Raw genomic sequence first — 19,999 nt, 5'->3', positions numbered from 1 at the left:
CCCCCAGTTTCCCCACACCCGTGAACTTTAATCCTGTGAATTTTATTCCGTTGAATCAATCTGGGCTTTTTGCAGCCTGCCGCTGTAGTCTATATACACAGCTTTTACCTCGGAAAACTCCTTGACGGCCTCAGTACCGGCTTCCCGAAAACCGTTTCCTGTCCCTTTCACGCCTCCAAAGGGGAGATGGACTTCTGCTCCTATTGTAGGAGCATTAACATATGTGATTCCGGCTTCGATTTTTTCGATTGCCCTGAAAGCGTTTCCTACATTTCCAGTGTAGATTGCCGAAGAAAGCCCGTATCTGGTATTATTGGCAAGCATGATTGCCTCTTCAAGGTCTGAAACCGTAAAAACCCCGAGTACTGGACCGAAGATCTCTTCCTGTGCAATCCGCATGTCCGGCCTGACATCCGTAAATATTGTGGGCTCGAAGAAATAGCCAGGAAGCCCGGGATCGATTCTGTTTCCCCCATAAAGAAGAGTTGCTCCTTCTTCTTTTCCTATTTTCACGTATCTCTCGATCTTCTCAAGCTGCGCTTTGTTGATTACAGGCCCGATGTCTGTCTCAGGAAGGAGTCCGCTGCCTATCCTGAGAGCTTTTGCTTTTGCAAGCAGCCTTTTTATGAATTCGTCTTTTATTTTCTCATGCAGAATCAGCCTGCTCGTAGCAGTACAGCGCTGCCCGGTAGTCCCGAAAGCTCCCCACAGCACACCCTCAAGGGCCAGTTCAAGGTCGGCATCATCCATAACAATTACCGGGTTTTTGCCTCCGAGTTCCAGAGAGACCCTTTTCATAGTTTTCGAACACTCTTCCATTATCCATTTCCCGGTATCAAGGCTGCCTGTAAAGGAAATAGCCTTTATGCGAGGATGCTGGACTACAGCTTTCCCTACAGTTACTCCGGGCCCTGTTACAAGATTTATCACTCCGGGAGGCAAGCCTGCTTCACTAAGCACCTCTATCAGCTTGAAGGCAAGCAGAGGCGTGTCACTTGCAGGCTTGAAAACAATCGCGTTTCCAGCTACAAGGGCTGGCATAATCTTCCACGCGGGAATGGCAATCGGAAAGTTCCAGGGCGTTATTAAGCCAACTATTCCTATCGGCCTGAGTACGGTCATGCAGAATTTTTCCTTGAGTTCGGAAGTCGTCGTCTCCCCAAGCATCCGCCTTCCTTCCCCTGCGGCATAATTTGTGATATCAATGGCTTCCTGTACATCTCCCCTTGTCTCAGGCAGCACCTTTCCCATCTCTTCTGTCATAAGGACAGCAAGTTCTTCCTTCCGTTCCTGCAAAATCCGGGCTGCTCTGAAGAGTACCTCAGCTCTTTTTGCAGCCGGGACCTCATTCCAGAGCCTGAACCCTGCTTCAGCAGCCTCGACTGCCCTGTCCACGTCCTCGGATCCAGCGACCTGTATTGCTGCCAGGCTTTCCAGAGTAGCCGGATTTATGTCCTCAAAAGTCTCTCCGGTTGAAGAGTCCTTATATTCTCCCCCTATAAACAGCTTGTACTCCTGAACCATAAAATCCCCCATAAAAGCATGAATATACAAGGAAATAAATATATTCCAGAAATCTTTTGTTACAGAAGGCTTTTCCTGGCCTGCTGGAGAATCCCGCTTCTTATTAAGCAGATGAAAATAAAATTATTAAAGGTTAAATAGATATTAAATAAGGTAAAAAAGGCGAAATGACGTTTTTAAATGCTAAATAAAGTTATTAAATACCAAATAAAGTTATTAAATACCAAATGAAGTTATTAAATGCCAAATATAGTTATTAAATACTCAATAAAGTTATTCAAGGCTAAATTACATATTGTATTTTACATTCCAACCCCTATCTAATTTTCTCACCTTAACTCTGCCATACATATGGAGTAATTTGTCCCACGACCAATGTATTTCTGTGTTGATTCATTAGTTGTTATCTGGTATTCGGTGCAGGTAGAAAAGGCGTACTCCTTGATCTTGTTTTTTAACAAAAAGTTCAAATATATTTTTAATGTTCCCTGTCAATTTCTCGTGAGATCCTAATCCCTGACCACTAATTTTTGATTAGTCCTCCACCAATTTCCCTGACCACTAATTTTTGATTAGTCATCTACCAATTCTGATTTACAGCAGATCTAAGTATTAGAAAATGTTGATTTTTATATTAACTTCTCAATATATCTGTATAAGGATATATTATAGAAACCCTTATATTATCACAAAAACAAATATTATTTATGTTATGTTATAAAAAAGTAAGTTTAAGCTCCCATTTTTGCTTAATCGATTATGCACACCGATTTCAAATTTTTGCAGTTTTGTTAATTTTTCTTCTAGTTTTATTTAAAAATAGCCCAATATAGACAAGGATACTGAGTTGAATCCCCTTGATAAAATAAAGGTTTTGATTTTGTATAAAACACCTATATTTTTATTCAGTTCAAAAGATAATGTATAGGGATATGTAAAAGTAACTGATTTGTGACTGAGCGCCTAGTTCACAACTGAGTGACAAATTAATTGATAAGTAATAACTGAACTGGTATTAGCAAATTCATGAACTTGAACTGATAAAAACCCTCTCAGTTTAAAAAAAGTCTTTGTTGATCAGCTGTACCAACCTGACTTTTCTGTATAATAAAATGCCATGGATACACGGTTCTGAATTATGGTCCAGAAACTCTCAGAAATTATAACTTTCAAGTTATATGTAAAACATATTAAAAACTGATTGACGTAATCGTTAACATTCAACATAAAACACAGATATATGGAGTCACCAATTATGCGAATCGGAGTCTACATTTGCCACTGCGGGCTAAATATTGCTGGAGTAATAGATGTATTAGCTCTGCAGGAAATGGCGGCTAAACTGGAAGATGTGGTGCTCGCCCGGGAAGTACAGTTTCTATGTTCCGATTCCGGACAGGAAGGCATCATTAAGGATATAAAAGAAAATAAAGTAGACAGGGTTGTAATAGCTGCCTGCTCCCCAAGGCTGCATGAAAAGACCTTCAGGCATGTAATGGAAAAAGCCGGGTTGAACCCTTACCTTATGGAAATGGTAAATATAAGGGAGCAGTGCTCCTGGGTACACGCCGATGACCCCCAGATGGCGACCCAGAAGGCTTTTGACCTTATAAGGATGGGAGTTGCGAAGGCAAAGTTCCTCAAGGAACTCAGTGCAACAAGTTCAAAAGCCAGCAGAAATGTCCTGATCATAGGAGGAGGGGTCGCCGGAATCGAAGCAGCCCTGAACCTTGCAGAAGCCGGTTTTCCAGTCACAATGGTAGAAAAGGAATCCACAATCGGGGGCAAAATGGCCCTGATGAATGAGGTCTTTCCTACAAACGACTGCTCCATCTGTGTGCTTGCCCCTAAAATGACGGAAGTTCAGAACCATCCGAATATTACACTTTACACCTACTCCGAAGTTACCGATATTTCCGGATCTGTCGGCAAGTTCCACGTAAAAGTCACACGCAAGCCCAGGTTCATACTTGAGGACAAGTGCAAAGGCTGTGTCGACCTCTGCTCTGCGGTCTGTCCTGTAGAAATCGATAACCCTATGAATTACGGGGTCGGAAAGTCCAGAGCCATATATATGCCAATTCCCCAGTCTGTCCCGCAGGTAGTGCTCATAGACCCTGACCACTGTGTAGGTTGCGGGCTGTGTTTACAGGCCTGCCCTGCCGATGCTGTTGATTACGAGCAAAAACCTGAAGAGATTGAGTTTGAAGCCGGAGCAGTTATTGTTTCAACAGGTTACCAGCTCTTTGATGCATCACGGAAAAAGGAGTACGGATTTGGGAAATATCCTGATGTTATAACAAATATGCAGCTTGAGCGCATGCTTAACTCTGCAGGGCCTACAGGTGGGAGAGTCGTTGTACCTTCAACGGGCAAACCACCAAAAAGCGTTTCGTTCATCCAGTGTGTCGGGTCAAGGGATAAAACCGTTGGCAATGAGTACTGCTCAAGGGTTTGCTGCATGGCTGCACTCAAGAATTCCCAGATGGTTAAGGAACGCTACCCTGATACCGATATCACAATCCACTACATCGACATCCGGGCTGCAGGGGAGATGTATGAGGAATACTATACAAGGACGCAGACTATGGGCGTTGATTTCATCCGGGGAAAAGTTGCCGAAATTTACGCAGGCGAAGACGGCAGGCCTGTACTCCGGTATGAAAATACCCTTGAATCCCGGATCGAAGAAGAGGCCTGTGACCTTGCTGTGCTCTCAACAGGCTATGAGCCAAGCAAGGCAGCAGAAGGCATAGGCAGGATGTTAAACCTTGCCAGGCGGCCTGACAGGTTCTTTGCAAGTGCTCACCCGAAAATGCGCCCTGTAGATGCCCCGGTCAGTGGGGTTTTCCTTGCAGGCTGCGCCTCAGGACCTAAAGAGATCCAGGTTTCGATTGCTCAGGGAAGTGCATGTGCATCCAAGGTTATGCAGCTACTCGGGACAGGAGAGCTTGAAGCCGATCCTATGGGAGCCCATGTTGATCCAGAAAAGTGCATTGGGTGCCGTACATGTCTTGAGGTCTGTAAATTCGGGAAAATCAAAATAGAGAATAAAAAGGCTGTTGTAGATGAGGTTTCATGTTATGGCTGCGGAGACTGCAGTGCTGCATGCCCTGCAGGGGCAATCCAGATGCGAAACTTCGAAAACGAACAGATTCTTGCCCAGGTTCGGGCTGCAACTGCTCACAGGTCCCAGAGTCCTTTCGTTGTGGCTTTCCTCTGCAACTGGTGCAGTTACGCCTGTGCAGACCTGACCGGGATGTCAAGGCTCCATTACCCGACAAACATCAGGGTTATCCGTACTATGTGCTCGGCAAGGGTAAACCCGGAATTCGTGCTTGAAGCTTTAAAAGGCGGAGCCGACGGAGTGCTTGTTGCGGGCTGCAGGATGGACGAGTGTCACTATATCCACGGGAACTTTGACGCAAAACAGAGGATGGATGTCTTAAAGGAAATTATAAAGGAAATCGGACTTGACCCCAGACGGCTGAGGACCCTCTGGATCTCGGCTGCCGAAGGAGAACGGTTCTCAAACACAATTAGCGAGTTTGTAAAGGAACTTGAAGAAGTAGGGCCCATAGGAACCGAACTCAAGCTTGGAGAACCCGAAGCCGAACCTGAGGAGGTGGCATAATGAGCGAGGAACACACCGAACAGGAAGTTCACATCTGCAGAGGCTGCTGCGGGGCCGGAGAAAACGAAGTTACAGAACCTGAAGCCGTTGAGACCGAGGATTTTGAAGCCGAGGACCTCGAAGCTGAAGCTCCGGAGACTGCTGAGGGTGAAGCCCAGGAAAAGATCACAGTTACGACCGGTATGGACCTTCAGGGCTCCCATTTTATTTATACCCAGACAACCGAGAAATCCATCAAAACTCTGGACTATGATTACAAACGCTGCAATGGTTGTGGAATCTGTGCAGAAATTTGCCCAACAAAAGCTCTTGAAATGGGGCCTCTTCATGAGATTGCAACCGGGCTTGATGCACCTGCGGTGATGATGGACCTTGAGAAATGTACCTTCTGCAGGATGTGCTCAAACCTCTGCCCTGTGCATGCTATAACCTTTGAGGCTGTGGGGGAAATTCCTGATGAGAAACGGTATCCGAAGTACGATGCCTTTGTTAAGATCAACGAGAAATGCCTCCCCTGCGCTCTCTGTGAGGGAGCCTGTCCTCAGGATGCAATCGAAGTTGAATTCACCTTCCCGAAAAAAGAGGAGATTGCGCCTTTAAAGGAAGGGGCAGAAGGAGAGATCGAAATTGACACTGAAAAGTGCAATTTCTGCGGAATCTGCGCCCGGTTCTGTGATGCCTTCATCCTGCTCGAGCGTGAGCCCACACCTGATAATCCCGTGCCTTTCGAGCAGATCCTTGTGGACGAGGATAAATGCGATTATTGTGTACTCTGCCAGGACATCTGCCCTGAAGAAGCAATAAAGGTTAAAGGGGAACGCCCATGCGAGGCTCCGAAAGTTGAGGGAAATGTTAAGGTAGACGAGCTGAAGTGTACACAGTGCGCCCGCTGCAAGACCGTCTGTCCGTATGAAGCCATAGACCTGCAAAAACCTATGGAAGGAGGACTGGACCTTATTGAGACAAACCTGAAGGAATGCGATCCCCAGGGCTGTCGCGGCTGTTTCAATGTCTGCCCTTCCAAACTCTGGTATGTGCCCACAGATCCTGAAGACCCGCGAAAAATTGCTTTTGCAGCGGATTTCTGTACCTATTGTGGAGCCTGTGTGAAGGCATGCCACCTTGACGCTATTAAAGTGGAAAGGACCGATGTCCACCACACCGATATTCCTGATGCTCCCTGGGCTGCCCAGTGGAGGGATGCAATCGAGTCCCTGAAAACTGGAGTAAGGAAAGGAGTCGACCGTGCAATACCCAGGGAAACCGAGACCCTTAAAGCCCAGAAGTTCATGGGCATAACACCTCCTGGAGTTGACGAGGAAATGCTTGCAGCCGTGCAGGCGAAGCTTGAGGCTTTAATGCCAGCTCTCAGGAGCGCAAAAGTCAGGAAACTCTGGGAAACGGACTCTCCGAAAAATGCAGCTGCAGCTGTGAAAAAGAAAATAGAAGGTTAAACGGTGAAAGTTGAAGAAAGTAAAAGTGAGAATTGAAGAAAGTAAAAGTGAGAATTGAAGAAAGTAAAAGTGAAAATTGAAGAAAGTAAAAGTGAAAATTGAAGAAAGTAAAAGTGAGAATTGAAGGAAGTAAAAGTTATAATGGCTCTTCGTCACTCCATGTGGATAAGACGATTTTTAATTCGAGACCACATTGGTTTTTATGAAGACATTATGAGGATATCCACACAAAACAAAGAAGAGCCGAAATTCTCACTTTAATATTAAACCATTTTTACTTATTGGAAAAGACCTTTACAGAAAAACCTAATATATTGACCCAACATATTATTTAAGGTCTGCCTATTTGGAATTCATAAACTTATAATTCTGAAAACCGTACTTTCTTTTTAAAATAAAACAGTTATGAGGATGAAATTGGTGAGAAATATGCCAGAGAACATGAACTTAAAAATCGGAGAAGCTGCAGGAGTGTTGTATCACAAGCTAGAAGAAGGTGAATGCAGTTTGAACCAGGTAAAGATTCACCTAAGTGCCAATGGTTTTGATTCTCAAATGGCTTTGATGTCTATTGGCTGGCTTGCTAGAGAAGATAAGATCAATATTGATAAAGAATCCAATCGTTGGTATGTCCGATTGAAATAACCATTCTTGAATTTTTTGATAATATACTCTGTTTTACATCAAAATGGTTCTCCATTATGTTTCTATTAGCTTGCTTTTTCTTCAGACTTGCCTTTTTCTCTTACGACCATAACAGGGACTTTTGAGTGCCGTACAACATTTACGGCAACGCTGCCTAAAAGCAACCGATCAATTCCTGTTCTGCCAAGAGTACCCATGACAATAATATCCATTTTCTCTTCTTCGGCATATCGGATCAGCTCAGTGGCAGGGTGACCTTCAAGCAGGACACACTTGACATTGACATTTTCCATTTCTCCTATTCCTTTTACATAATTAACGGCTTTGCATCCGTCTTTTCTCAAAGCCTCATGCATTCTCTCCCAGTTAAAATCCACAGCCATCGAAGAAAAATACTCCGTTGATATTACATAAACTGCGTAAACCGTCCCTCCACTTAACCTGGCAAGTTCTATCCCTCTATTGGCAGCAAGCCTTGAGCAAACCGAACCGTCAGTTGCAATCATTATTTTGTTAAAAGTAACGTTCTCTATGCAAAATCCCCCAGTTATTCATTCACTTGCAAGAAATATAATAGCATCGGGTTTCATGAAGTGAGGCCAGGAAATCCATTCGAAAATTTTTGATCTTTCAGAAAAGGTATAGTGGTGGAAGAATATATTAAAATTATGAAATTTTCGACAAGAAATACAAGGCAATGCAAACCCCCAACTAATGCAAAGGAATCTGTTATTAATTTGTCGAATTTATCGATGGATTAACCAGATCTCTATTATTTTTGCTTTTTTTCTGTCTAATCAGTACATTTTATGTTATGCAAACTACGCTTACCTTTGTAATGACCAATTAAATAGCCTACACATAAGCCTTTAACAAAACCAATTAAACCAACGCCTACAACAACACCAAAAGCTATTTTTGCAGCTTTTTTGCACATTCTTTTAAACTCGCCCATATACATACCTCTATTATTTTAATTTTTGATTAAGTTTTTCTTTATTTCATTGTACTGCTTTACTTTTATACTACCAAGTGAATATACATTTTGCTATGCTTGGCTCATCGTTGAGATCTATGCGCCAACTATCTTCATTTTTATGAGCTCGTCCCAAAACCAATTTTTTCTCAACCAATAAAAGTTTCAGAACTATTTTCCAAGATAAGAAACTGATTGATCATTCCAAATCCGAGATTCTGAACACAATTTTGGGTTCTGGAATAGGCTCTATATATATTTTTGAATATGAGTTGGGGTGTATACTCAAATAAATTACTTGTGGCCAAATCATCCAATAATCAAGGATTCTGAAATAATTAATGATTCGAAAAAAAGTATGAAATATGGATAGTTTAATGATCTGGTGAAAAAGTTTGTGGCTTATATATAATGTATTAGTAATAGTTTATGGAGTTCAAAAGTACCTTCCAGGTAACCCAAACGCACATCTATCAAATGATGGATGAAGTGGTTGCTATTGATGACCAGACATATTATTATAGAACAAACAGATCTGAAGGAGGGTTAGGGAAAACTGGTTCATTTGACGATGGGACTCCAATTTTTAGTCAACTTACCTCCAAAATAAAAAACAATAGACATGTAGTTAGTCTGATTCCAGGGCATGTTCTAGTCTGTAGAAGATACTCAGATTCTGGCGTTGGACTACACTATTTGAAGATTAATGCTCCACTACCCGTTGGATCGGGGCACCAATTTATAGAAACCTGGGGAGCTGAAACTTGTCATATATATGTGAAGTGAAGAGCTAAAACTCTTCACTTTTTTGGGGTAATTGGTATGAGTAGAATTAACAAGAAAGTTGCTTTTTTTATTGTTTTTCTGATTCTAGTAATAATTGCAGGGTTATTTGTAAAAACACCAGTAGATACGGAAACGCAAGTTAACGATGAGCTTAAGGTAGGTGATATGTATATTCAATTTGAAGATGGAATTTCCGATTCGGAAGTTCAAACCATTCTTGAAAGCTACAACCTTACTATGAACTATAGCATAAAGTACAATATTGATCATGTGGCGGACAAATACTATATAATGTTAGACAAAGACAATTGGGATATAAGACGTGAACTAAGTCAAAAAATGAAAGAGGAAAAAAGAGATTGGATTATATCTTCTCCTTCTCAAGTTATTAGAAAAGGAGATTATCACGTGTTTACGGTATCTGAACAAGCTGTTCAAGATGAAAATTTTCTTGAAATACTCGATAAATATGATATTCAAGTGAAAAAGTTTACCTGGTGTTATATTCGTTTTGAAAAACCTGATGGATCCAGATATTGGATTCCGGAAAAAGATGCAATCAGAATAAAAAGTGAGCTCGAAAAGAACGAAAATATTTTCTCTATATATCTTGATTACCGTTATTAGCTGTATCCTCCTCAAATTGTATGGGTAAAAGTAAATTTCATATATTTACTGAAAATTTAAAAATATCTCCATTTACATCATAAATTTGTTCACATGTAAGAAATATAACGCTATCGGATAATGCCACCAGATTTCAGAAAGTGAAGATATCCGATGTTATTTCTTTTTATTTTGGGATTATTTTTTTTGGAACAGAGTCTTCGAACGAGAAAGTTTAAAAATTTAAATAACCAAAGTATTAACATTTTTTATATTAAATATAAAAGGAAGATATAGGAATAAGATAATGAAAATTAACAAAAAATTGTATCCAACAGTGTTAGCATTAGCAGCTCTGATTTTTCTAATTTTCGTTATATCTACAGCATCGGCAGCAACCGCACAAAATAATTCACCACTGATCACTGAAACCCAGATCAGTACCAGTGGATCAGCACCTGCTATCTACGGGGATAGGATAGTCTGGCAGGATGACCGCAATGGAAACTGGGATATCTACATGTATGATCTTTCCACTAAAAAGGAAAACCGTATTACCACCAGTAAATCAAATCAGATCGACCCCGCTATTTACGGAAATAGAATCGTCTGGGATGATGATCAAAATGGAAACCGGGATATCTACATGTACGATCTCTCCACTAAAAAGGAAAATAAGATTACAACCAGTGGAAAAGCATTGAAACCCCGAATCTATGGCAACAGGATTGTTTGGATGGATGGCCGCAATGGAGGAAGCCTGGACGAAGGAAACTGGGCTGATGGAAACTGGGACATCTATATGTACGACCTTTCTACCTGCACCGAATACCAGATAACAACTAATGAATCAACACAGAAATATCCTGATATATACGAAGATAAAATTGTATGGGAGGACAATCGCAGTATAGATTATAAATTCGATATTTTCATGTACAATCTTTCCACTAAAAAGGAAACTTGCATTTATAATGAGATATGCCAGAATGACAATCCCAAGATTTACGGGGACAGAGTCGTATGTATGCATGAAGATGCCATGGCACACTACTTTATTATTGCGTATAATATCTCCACTTCCACTACACAGGATTTAGGCGAGTATGATTCTTATTCATGTGATCCTGCCATCTATGGTAACAGAATAGTGTGGACGGATGGTCGTAAATACGTGCCAGCAGATAGTGATAACTATGATATTTACATGTACGACCTCTCTACTTCTACGGAAACTCAGATAACTACCGATGAATCATCTCAGGGATCGCCTGCCATCTACGGGGACAGAATAGTGTGGGAGGACTATCGCAGTCCAGGAGGTATTTACATGGCTACTCTCAGTTATGGCCCAAGCCTTCCAGTTGCTGATTTTTCTGCCTCTCCTACTTCAGGAAAAACACCATTAAACGTTAAATTTACTGACACAAGCACTGGCTCCCCAACTTCCTGGTACTGGAACTTTGGAGATGGGTCAAAGTCATACCTCCAGAATCCCACGCATAAGTATTCCAAAGTAGGGAGTTATACTGTTAGCTTAACAGTAAAGAATGCTAAAGGCAGTAACAAGGTAACAAAAACAGATTATATAATAGTGATAACAAAACCTGTTGCGGCATTCTCTGCATCTCCCACCTCAGGAAAAGCACCATTAAAAGTTAAATTTACTGACAAAAGTACAGGAACACCAACTAAATGGAAATGGAATTTTGGGGACGGAACAATTTCAAGAGAAAAGAATCCAACACATCAGTATACACAGAAAGGAAACTATAAGATTACGCTTACAGTAAGCAATGCCGCAGGCAGTAATACTATAACGAAGACAAATTTCATAAAAGTGACAACAGATACAAGACCTGGTATATATTCTGAAAACAAATAAAAGGTTAACATAAAAGGAGTGGGGAACTTTTTATAACGTTTGCCTATGTGAGACTAAATGAAAGGTAGGTGGACGGTTGGAACCAGTACCTTCCAGACTTGAGATAAAACATATCTAATTCTACACCTTTTCTTGCGCGATCTGGCATAGAGTTAGAAAAACAGTAGACAGGATGCATTAAACATTAGGTTTCTTCCATATCAATGTTAAAACTAAATATACAGGATTATGGTTTTCAGTAGACAATCCATATTCAGTTCCAGATTTATCTTCTTCTCAGATCAATAGTCTTTCCCTTGTTTTCTTCAAACCGCCTGCAGTATTCTTCAGGGCACTGTTTTCCAGGGCATCCGCAGATATACTCCATGATATCGCTAAATTTTGCGCTGGCAACTGATACCGATGTATCGGCAGCTCCGTAATAAATGCGGAGTTCATCGTTTACTAAGACCCATCCGCAGGGAAAAACAACGTCATTGACATCTCCACTGCGCTCGTATGGCTCACGAGGCCCGAAAATCCAGCCTTCCGACCTGCGGAGCACTTTTGTGGGATCTTCAAGGTCAAGGAGAGCCAGCCCGAGCCTGTAACTAATTTTTGAGGTAGTCTGGCGTACTCCATGGTACATAATTAGCCAGCCTTCAGGTGTACGGAGCGGCTGCGGGCATAAGCCGATTTTATAAGCATCCCACCATCCACCTTCTCTGGCATACAGAAGAACTTCGGGTTTTTCCCAGGATTTCATATCATACGAAAAGGAGATCCAGATATTAGCCTTCAAAGTGTGAGTAGTAGGCGCAGGCCTGTGTAACATAGCCCATTTGCCGTTAAACCTTACAGGAAAAACGGCAGCATCTTTATTATCAGGTGGCATCAACGGTCCTGCTCGGTCAAAGTTACGAAAATCCTCGGTAAAGGCAAGAGCCGGCAAGGGGCCACTATCCGAAAAAGCCACATATACTATAGCCCACTTTCCCATCTCATCGATGTAAGTTATGCGCGGGTCTTCAATGCCATATATCTCTTCAGGGTAATTTACGGGGTCCGGAAAAAAGGTTGGCTCACTGTCAATTTCCCAGCCATCAATTCCGTTTTCACTCCTTGCAACTGTAAAGTGAGAAAAACCCCTGTGGTCCTCAACCCTGACCAGCAACAGAATTTTACCATCAATTATGGCAGCTTCAGGGTTAAATACTGAATTAGCTCGATAAGGCCAGTCTTCAACCGTAAGTATTGGATTTTTTCTAGACCGTATAAATAGCTCCCCATGGTCTTTCCAGGTCATATTATTCCCCTTCAGCTTATGTTGTTTTCTCATTTATCTTCACAGATGAGAAGCTCATCATATCCATTTCCTGGGATATTGTGCTTAAGACTACCGGGGATATTGTGCTTAAGAGTGGCCTGACCTCAAGCACATCCTCTACATATGCTCTAAAAATTTCTGCAACGCTCCAGGCCTGAGCTATGCACCCGCCTGGAGAGTGAGGATAATCACCATTAAAAACTTCGGAAATAGTGCCAAAACCTGCAGTTTCGAGATGCGTATCAAAGCCCTCCAGAAGAGCCCTCATATCTTCCAGACTCTTTTTGGAATAATTGTGAACCTTCCGGTAAGCTCTCACATAAGCGCCAAGGAGCCAGGGCCAGGCTGTCCCGTTATGATAGGCTGTATCTCGGGTGAATGCATCCCCGTGATACTGTCCTTTGTATAAAGGATGATCACTCGAAAGGCTTCTAAGCCCAAAGGGTGTTAAAAGGTCTTTTTCAACTCTGTCCACAATCGCTTTTTCTTTATCAGGAGGGAGCATGGTGTTAGGAAGAGATACTGCGAAGATTTGATTGGGGCGAATTGCAGGGTCCTTAACCTCGTTTCCAGCTTCATCCTTACATACAAGGTCAAAGAGACAGTTAGTTTCCGGGTTCCAGAAAGTGTTCTCAAAATTTGAGGCAACGCCATCTGCAAGCATCTCATATAAAAAGACCTCTTTTCCAAGAATAGTACCCAGGCTGGAAGCAATTTTCAAGGCATTGTACCAGAGGGCATTGATTTCACAGGATTTACCTGCTCTTGGAGTTACTGCCCGCTCTCCAATTTTAGCGTCCATCCAGGTTAATTGAGGCCCCTGTTGAATAAGATGATCAGAATCCATGCAGATTCCAAAGTTCGTACCCTTACGGTAGTTTTCTATGATAGCCTCTATAGTGTCCCAGATATCTGCGAGGAAAAGAAAGTTGCCCGTATATGCAAAATAGCGGCTAACAGCATGGATAAACCAGAGAGAAGCGTCTACCGTATTATATACTGGCTCTCCTCCAAAAAACGGAAAAGTGTTGGGAATTAAGCCTTTCCTGCAATATTTAGCAAAATTCATGAGAACGGACCTTGCCTCTTCATGACGATAAGGAATTAGGTACAGGCCAGTCAGAGAGATCATGGTATCCCTTCCCCAGTCAGAGTACCAGTGATATCCTGCAATTATAGTATTTTCACCTGAAATAGGATTCTTCACTGTAAAAGTGTCCGTCGCCCTGAGAAGTTTAAGAGCAAAAGGATCTGTAAGCCTGGAATTGAGAATAAGGAGGTTCTGTCGGTTTACTGCCCTTTTATAGAGTTCATCAACTTTTCTGAGGTTAAGAGGAGGAATTTCGTCTGTTGAAGCAAAGATAAAGAAACGAGAAGTTCCAGGTTTGAGCTTGCTTTCGAAATAGCCAGGACTGAAATTATCTTCCTGATAGTTAAGCCCTCTTTGCTTTTCAGCATCATACTCCAGGTTATAGTACCACCTGGGATCAGAATGATATTCAAGGTTGGATGAAAGAGAGAAGGTAAAACCATTGGAACTCTCCAGATCTACTCCCTCTGGATAAGCTTTCTGAGAAAAAGAAAGGTATCCTGAGCGAGCAGTGTAATGGAAGTCTCTTGAGTTTATCAACGGAAATATTTTCAGTAAAGCTTCTTCTGTTCTGGATTCGATATCATAGAGAATACAGGTCGTGTTACTGTTATGGACCATGAAGACTTTTTTCTTCACTGTAAAATCGCCAGGCTGGTAAACCCAGAGCGGAAATGGGTTTTGAATGTATTCGGAAAGACAATTGAAGCCCGTGGGAGAAACAGTATCTGTAAATTTATGGACAGAAAGTTTATAAATTACTTCATCAGTAGAGATTTCCTCATCAAGAGAAGAAAGCAGTACAAACCTTCCTGGTGAGTTTTCTGGAGCAGCCACAAGCAGCCCGTGGTAAGTCCTTGTGCCTGCCCCGATAACGGTAGAGGAAGCATATCCTCCAAGTCCGTTTCCTATAATCCACTCTCTTTTTATTCCTTCTTCGTATGTTGAAAGACAATCCACCCCAAGCCTGATCCCACTCATGTATATTTAATTAGGATTGATTTATTAAATAGCTATACGTTTAGAAAAAAACAAGCTTATCCGGAGCTATTGGCTCTTTTTTGTATGTTTTTCAGCCATCTCGCTTGTATATATTTTAAAATTTATATATTAAGTAATATTTATATTTATACATATATATCTATATTCTATTTACAGTTACACTAATATTTATACTTGGATTTATATCTATATGAGTATTTTGAGAATCTCAAATTAGCTTTTAAAATCTCAAATCTAATTTGATACTCACTTTTTTAAAAGTATCTCCCAAACGAATTCTTATCCTCAACTTTATTTTGCATCTCTGTCAACACCAGTAGTTGATATGCTATGAAACTCAATAGAGAGTAGAGTTTTCTACTCTGATTTCTCACTCTTCTGATATCGAACTTTACTGTACCTTTAATATGTCCATGTATCTTTTCACATTCAGCTCTCTTTTTATACTGATCATCAAAAGTCTCATCTCTAATATTTTGGTTTCTTAGGTACATTCCTACCTGTTCTTTCCTTCCAATTTCATATAGAAATCTGAGTTTGTTTTCCATTGGTGCGTGAATATCTCCACCGAGTTTCCACTTTTTATTCACCCAGTGATCGATTCGTTCCTCTTCACCTTCTTGATTGATTACTGCATTTGAAGCGTAGGAAATAATCGGTTTTGCGTTTAGATGATACCAAATATCAGAATGATTGAGGAATGAATCATAACCTCCGTCAGCAGAATAAAATTCCAGATTAGCGTTCATGTTCTTTAGAGCTTCAATATGGTCGATGAGTTCTGGAGAGTCACCAGAAAGTCCTTTTGTATGAGTCATGAAAATTGGATAAGTTCCAACCATTGTAATATGTGCCTTATCCATTTTGCATTCATAATGAGGATTATAATCAGCATGTTTGTCGTATCTTGAAGCTTCAAGTGGAGTGGAATCAATTTTTGCTTCCTTTTCCTGAGAAAGTTTGAGAATTTTCTCACCTATAAGCATCATTATCTCATTGACTCCTTTTTCTCCAAGTCTATACTTCACAAAATGATGAAGGGTTCCACCTGAAGGAAGTTTAATCTGGCCATTTTCATCATAAAAAGAAAGCAGGATAGCTTCTTCTTCTGTTAAGGAAGAAATGGTTTTATCATATGAGAGTTGCCTGAAACACTTAACAACAAACAGTTTTATCATAGAAGAAACACTGTACTTAAAGTGCCAACTTTTGTTGGTGTAAAAAGTACGTTCGACGTGCTTTGCAATATCGTCAATGCAAAGAAAGTACAGGAATTGGCAAATTGAAGTACTTTCTCTGCTCAAATAATTATCGAAGGAGTCCTCGAAGAGGACTCCTTTGTATAACATACTGTTTTTTGACATGAGAAAGACATAGAAGGTATTGTTTTAAGTTGCCACTACCAAACAGAGACAAGTGCTATCAGAGTTAGTGGAAAAAAGAATAAGTTTTTAAGTCAAAATTCTAATTTGAGAGCCTCTAGAAATTATGCTGCAATTACTGGTTTTTCCTCTCTTGCAGCAATTTCGATTTTTGTAATCTCTTCTGCATAGTGCAGGAAAGTGTCAACAGATGCGACAACAACTCTTGCTTCAATAGCCAGTATTTCAATGCCRACAAGTGAGACTCTTGCCCATGTGTCAACAACTATGCCTTTATCGAGAATYCTGTCAAGCACTTCTGCTAGACTGGAACTGTCTGGACTCTGTGATACCATTATTTACTCACYWTCSATACTCTAATTTTTAGCATTTGTTAGTTAGAGCGAAGATTTCATCKCTGATGSAAGYKACATRSTTTKKCMTMWMTTGYACKCAAAWTTMSMTTTTTRTATATCAWMWWMTSCAGTAAGATRMARKMWMRTGTCWMYARATGCKACWACAAMTYTTGCTTCRWTWKYMAKTRWKTMAATCCATAACGGTATACCTTACTATAGTTGCTCTTCTTTATATACTTTAGTATGTAATATATTTTGTTTTAAAAAACAGATTAAATAAATATGCAAATATTATTTGAAAAAATACTCTAAATTTCATACTAGCTTTATTCAAAAAAATATTCTAAATTATTATACAAATTTTATTTCAAAAATAACATTTTTTTCAAATTGTATAAAATCGTTTTCTATGTTTTATGAAATATTAAAACTTAGGTGGTAATTCCCAACATGTAACTTATAACTCTACACTTATAAATAATTATTTATGTGACGTTCACAGCGTTTAATTTTCGCAAGTGGTCAGCTTGGACTAAACAACATCGGTAATTGTTTTTGAGCTCATCCCAAAACCAATTTTATTTCCACATCAGAAAGAGTTTCAAAATTATTATTCAGAGTCTGGAACTCAATTGATAATCCAGAATATGATATTCAGAGAAGCAATTTTGAGTTTTGGGACCAGCTCTTTATTAAGATTCAATTCTCAAACTTGCGCTGTTTAATTGCTCTCCTAAAGTGCAATTTTTTCAGAATCTCCGCGTAAAGCTTTAAGTGCATATTTTTCCAGATCTATTTCTTGTCTCGTACGAAAGCCAAATCTTCTTAGTATAGATACAGGAGGGCACCAGCCCTGCACAGCGTACATGAGCAGGAAGGTTGAAGCCATTGTGGGCAAAATAAGCCATATTTTGCTTCTTTTCAAGCCAAGTATTATTCCAATTAAAGAAACTGTAGATGCGCGAATTTCCATTATGCGTCCTATATCCCATTCCTTATCAAGTTCTTCAATCCTTTTGCCTATTTCATAGTCGGTTTTGCTTGCATAAAACCTGACCATTGCAGCTATCTCTGTATCTATTGCCTGGTTAATCTCAGGAGGTGTATTCGCCCGTACCCTATCTCCTCTTATGAGTTCACTGTAATTGCTCACTTCCATAAAATTCCCCCTCTTAACAATCTTTTTTCAAATAATCAGACCTGAGTTGCTTTATCAGACCTGATTATTCTTTCCTAAAAGGGGTAGAGGTACACGAATATAAAGTTAATCAGAAAAACTTAGTTTTAAGACTTGATTTTGTAAACGAAAAAGAAGTGAACACACTTTTTCCCCGTTTTTGTTTGTTTTCTAAGCTGTTGCAAGAAAAAATGAATTTTTACATATTAAGAAAGGGTTCTTTTTGGGAATCCTCGCATCTCTCCGATTTCATAACTCGATTAGTCCATTGGGGTAATAAATTACCTCTGTTCCTTTAAAATAGATGCCTCCAGGATGTCTGTATCCATTTGACCCACTCCAGTCAAAATTCAGCCAGTACTGAAGCTTCCCATCTTTAAGTTCTCTTCCTGAGTACCAGATATTTTCAGCATAGTAATATCTGCCCTGTAAATACCTGAGGATTTCAGACGCAGTTTCCTTGTCGTCTCCGATGTAAAGTTCAGGATAGGCATGTCCGTAGCTCTCGTTTGTTGCAGTAACGACTCTTGTATTGAACCCCATATTTTTTAAAAGGGCAGACATAACTATGGAATAGTCGTCACAGTCTCCTTTATAACCTTCTTTTATAGTCTGAGAGGCATCAAAGAAAAACTCGCCTTTTATTTCAGAACGATACTTCCAGTGCTTGTTCACGTAATCAAAAACATCACAGGCGTCTTTAATATTGTATCCTGATGTCTTTCCAGTTATATTGAAAACTTCGGATTCGATTTTTTCATTTTCTGACCCAATACCTCTCTGGAGATTCACGGACAATAGCCTGTATTCTCTGGGATAGACGACGTTTGTTTTTTCTTCATGATAAGTAGGAACCTCTGGTATTTCAGAAGACGCCGAATCGACCAGGTATCCAGTGCTCTCATTCTTTTCGGTCTTATTCTGGTCTTCCAATCCTGTCTCATCATACAAAGGGTTATTCGTTCCGTTAGGTGTTAAATTCTGTAAATCCTTTGCCAGATCTTCGGAGTTTAGACCTGCAACAGGAATATTATCGGTAGCGTCAGGATATATACATCCGGAAGTAAATGCAAAAAGAAGAAGCAGACTTAAAACTTTAAAATAGTTCGTCCTGATCACTCTGTCGACTTCCTGGATAAATATAATTGAAATTAAATGCAGTGCAAAGAAGGTATTAATTTATAATGCAGATTTTGTAGCTATAAACCTGCAAAGTATAAATTTGTAAGCTATTTAATTTTTTGAAAAAGCCTTGAAGTATAAACTTCTAAATTATAGATTGTAAATACTTATAAGTCCGAACTTATGCGCTACAAGCTCTTTAAACTTAAAATGTTTGAGATTCTAGTATAAAGACTAATGACAAGTACTTCAACAGCGAAAACCGAAAAAGTTTAGCTTTCTCTAAAAGTTTAGCTTTCTCTTTTCCTTTTCAAAAATATCCCGCATTTACAGTAGTCCAATCCTTCGCAATATTTGCCTCCTTTCTGGAAATGTGGACATGAAGTACAGTATTTGCATTTAGTGTTTATTACAAAGGATAGTATATTCATTTTTACACCCTTCCCCCTATAATATATACATTGTCCAAATATTTAAAGTGTAAAGTTGCCCTGATTTTTCTCTATCCCTAAAATGTTGCCTCAATTTTCAGGCCTTTAAATATTAAGTATCACTACAGTTATCTCCAAACTGGTTATCTTGCGGGTAGGAACGTTCTTGCTACCCTTTTCACGGAGAGCATCACAGCTATCTTCAAGCTGGTTGCCTTGCTGATAAATCCCAAAAACTTTAAGAAATTTAAAAAATAAACTGGCAGAGTCTCAAAAATCAAAAATCTATTTTTTACCCAGTTTCTTTTAGAATTCTTTTCATATATTTCCTCACCGTGATCCAGGCAACCTTGTGGTCAGTCTCTTCTATTGTATTACCGACCCATCTTTCGGAAGGTCTTTATATCCTTCCCAGGCGCTGTTGAACGTTTCCTAGAAATATCCTGTCCGTGCTCCGGCAGTTTTTCCCCACTCGTTTTCGGTAGTTCGGAATTAGTTTTATACGGTGTTTATCCCCCATTTAAATATAGAAAATTATTTTAAAAGGATTTTGTATAAAACCTGGCTGAAGCTCACTTGTCTCTCATGTGTCTTTCACTCAAACAGCATAGACATAGAATTACGAAAAACCAGAATATGTAAAA

General features: G+C 40.0%; 14 protein-coding genes. 5 read left to right on the top strand and 9 right to left on the bottom strand.

Features of this window, described 5'->3' with window-relative positions; genetic code table 11:
* Positions 1 to 42: 42 nt before the first annotated feature.
* Complete coding sequence (locus tag FXW07_RS11465) at positions 43 to 1,524, bottom strand: aldehyde dehydrogenase family protein (RefSeq protein ID WP_229395552.1); 1,482 nt, start codon at positions 1,522 to 1,524, stop codon at positions 43 to 45.
* Between the two features lie 1,255 nt (positions 1,525 to 2,779).
* Here FXW07_RS11465 and hdrA2 point away from each other — a divergent pair.
* The 3 genes from hdrA2 to FXW07_RS11450 all read left to right on the top strand — a co-directional run bounded on the left by hdrA2 (position 2,780) and on the right by FXW07_RS11450 (position 7,257).
* Positions 2,780 to 5,158 (top strand): CoB-CoM heterodisulfide reductase HdrA2, encoded by a 2,379-nt coding sequence (gene hdrA2, locus FXW07_RS11460; protein ID WP_229395551.1) that lies wholly within the window; start codon positions 2,780 to 2,782, stop codon positions 5,156 to 5,158.
* On the top strand, positions 5,158 to 6,612 hold the full coding sequence (locus tag FXW07_RS11455; RefSeq protein WP_229395550.1) for a 4Fe-4S binding protein: 1,455 nt from the start codon (positions 5,158 to 5,160) through the stop codon (positions 6,610 to 6,612). The genes hdrA2 and FXW07_RS11455 overlap by 1 nt, the downstream gene beginning before the upstream one ends.
* Before the next feature lie 429 nt (positions 6,613 to 7,041).
* Positions 7,042 to 7,257 carry a winged helix-turn-helix domain-containing protein gene (locus tag FXW07_RS11450; protein WP_082091085.1) on the top strand — a complete coding sequence of 72 codons (216 nt, stop codon included), beginning with the start codon at positions 7,042 to 7,044 and terminating at the stop codon, positions 7,255 to 7,257.
* Between the two features lie 65 nt (positions 7,258 to 7,322).
* Here the strand turns inward: FXW07_RS11450 and FXW07_RS11445 are convergent, their stop codons facing one another.
* Positions 7,323 to 7,763, bottom strand: coding sequence for a universal stress protein (locus FXW07_RS11445; protein ID WP_229395549.1), 441 nt, complete (start codon positions 7,761 to 7,763; stop codon positions 7,323 to 7,325).
* Positions 7,764 to 8,050: 287 nt separating this feature from the next.
* Positions 8,051 to 8,212, bottom strand: coding sequence for a hypothetical protein (locus tag FXW07_RS11440; RefSeq protein ID WP_156151025.1), 162 nt, complete (start codon positions 8,210 to 8,212; stop codon positions 8,051 to 8,053).
* 843 nt (positions 8,213 to 9,055) lie between these two features.
* Here FXW07_RS11440 and FXW07_RS11435 point away from each other — a divergent pair.
* A complete protein-coding gene (locus FXW07_RS11435) occupies positions 9,056 to 9,646 on the top strand; it encodes a UPF0228 family protein (RefSeq protein WP_229395548.1) in 591 nt (196 codons plus the stop codon).
* Positions 9,647 to 9,962: 316 nt separating this feature from the next.
* On the top strand, positions 9,963 to 11,510 hold the full coding sequence (locus tag FXW07_RS11430; protein ID WP_229395547.1) for a PKD domain-containing protein: 1,548 nt from the start codon (positions 9,963 to 9,965) through the stop codon (positions 11,508 to 11,510).
* A 265-nt stretch (positions 11,511 to 11,775) separates the two neighbouring features.
* Here FXW07_RS11430 and FXW07_RS11425 read toward each other — a convergent pair whose 3' ends face one another.
* The 6 genes from FXW07_RS11425 to FXW07_RS11400 all read right to left on the bottom strand — a co-directional run bounded on the left by FXW07_RS11425 (position 11,776) and on the right by FXW07_RS11400 (position 18,921).
* Positions 11,776 to 12,795, bottom strand: a complete 1,020-nt coding sequence (locus FXW07_RS11425; protein ID WP_229395546.1) for a glycosidase — start codon at positions 12,793 to 12,795, stop codon at positions 11,776 to 11,778.
* A gap of 16 nt (positions 12,796 to 12,811) precedes the next feature.
* On the bottom strand, positions 12,812 to 14,887 hold the full coding sequence (locus tag FXW07_RS11420) for an amylo-alpha-1,6-glucosidase (protein ID WP_229395545.1): 2,076 nt from the start codon (positions 14,885 to 14,887) through the stop codon (positions 12,812 to 12,814).
* 275 nt (positions 14,888 to 15,162) lie between these two features.
* Positions 15,163 to 16,272 (bottom strand): transposase, encoded by a 1,110-nt coding sequence (locus FXW07_RS11415; RefSeq protein ID WP_229394441.1) that lies wholly within the window; start codon positions 16,270 to 16,272, stop codon positions 15,163 to 15,165.
* Between the two features lie 122 nt (positions 16,273 to 16,394).
* Positions 16,395 to 16,625: a gas vesicle structural protein GvpA gene (gene gvpA, locus FXW07_RS11410; RefSeq protein ID WP_048122675.1), complete on the bottom strand. Its 231-nt coding sequence runs from the start codon at positions 16,623 to 16,625 to the stop codon at positions 16,395 to 16,397.
* A 733-nt stretch (positions 16,626 to 17,358) separates the two neighbouring features.
* Positions 17,359 to 17,784, bottom strand: a complete 426-nt coding sequence (locus FXW07_RS11405; protein ID WP_229395544.1) for a hypothetical protein — start codon at positions 17,782 to 17,784, stop codon at positions 17,359 to 17,361.
* Positions 17,785 to 18,051: 267 nt separating this feature from the next.
* Entirely contained in the window at positions 18,052 to 18,921 is an 870-nt protein-coding gene (locus FXW07_RS11400; RefSeq protein ID WP_229395543.1) for a transglutaminase-like domain-containing protein, read from the bottom strand.
* Between the last annotated feature and the right edge of the window lie 1,078 nt (positions 18,922 to 19,999).

This window comes from Methanosarcina sp. DH1 (assembly GCF_020804205.1).
Lineage (GTDB): Archaea > Halobacteriota > Methanosarcinia > Methanosarcinales > Methanosarcinaceae > Methanosarcina > Methanosarcina vacuolata.
This window is presented reverse-complemented; position numbering and strand designations above follow the sequence as displayed.

Coding starts and splice junctions, on each gene's coding strand:
- FXW07_RS11440 (WP_156151025.1), bottom strand. CDS start 8,212: ATGGGCGAGTTTAAAAGAATGTGCAAAAAAGCTGCAAAAATAGCTTTT.
- FXW07_RS11425 (WP_229395546.1), bottom strand. CDS start 12,795: ATGACCTGGAAAGACCATGGGGAGCTATTTATACGGTCTAGAAAAAAT.
- FXW07_RS11465 (WP_229395552.1), bottom strand. CDS start 1,524: ATGGTTCAGGAGTACAAGCTGTTTATAGGGGGAGAATATAAGGACTCT.
- FXW07_RS11405 (WP_229395544.1), bottom strand. CDS start 17,784: ATGGAAGTGAGCAATTACAGTGAACTCATAAGAGGAGATAGGGTACGG.
- FXW07_RS11455 (WP_229395550.1), top strand. CDS start 5,158: ATGAGCGAGGAACACACCGAACAGGAAGTTCACATCTGCAGAGGCTGC.
- FXW07_RS11435 (WP_229395548.1), top strand. CDS start 9,056: ATGAGTAGAATTAACAAGAAAGTTGCTTTTTTTATTGTTTTTCTGATT.
- FXW07_RS11420 (WP_229395545.1), bottom strand. CDS start 14,887: ATGAGTGGGATCAGGCTTGGGGTGGATTGTCTTTCAACATACGAAGAA.
- FXW07_RS11450 (WP_082091085.1), top strand. CDS start 7,042: ATGCCAGAGAACATGAACTTAAAAATCGGAGAAGCTGCAGGAGTGTTG.
- hdrA2 (WP_229395551.1), top strand. CDS start 2,780: ATGCGAATCGGAGTCTACATTTGCCACTGCGGGCTAAATATTGCTGGA.
- FXW07_RS11415 (WP_229394441.1), bottom strand. CDS start 16,272: ATGTCAAAAAACAGTATGTTATACAAAGGAGTCCTCTTCGAGGACTCC.
- FXW07_RS11445 (WP_229395549.1), bottom strand. CDS start 7,763: ATGATTGCAACTGACGGTTCGGTTTGCTCAAGGCTTGCTGCCAATAGA.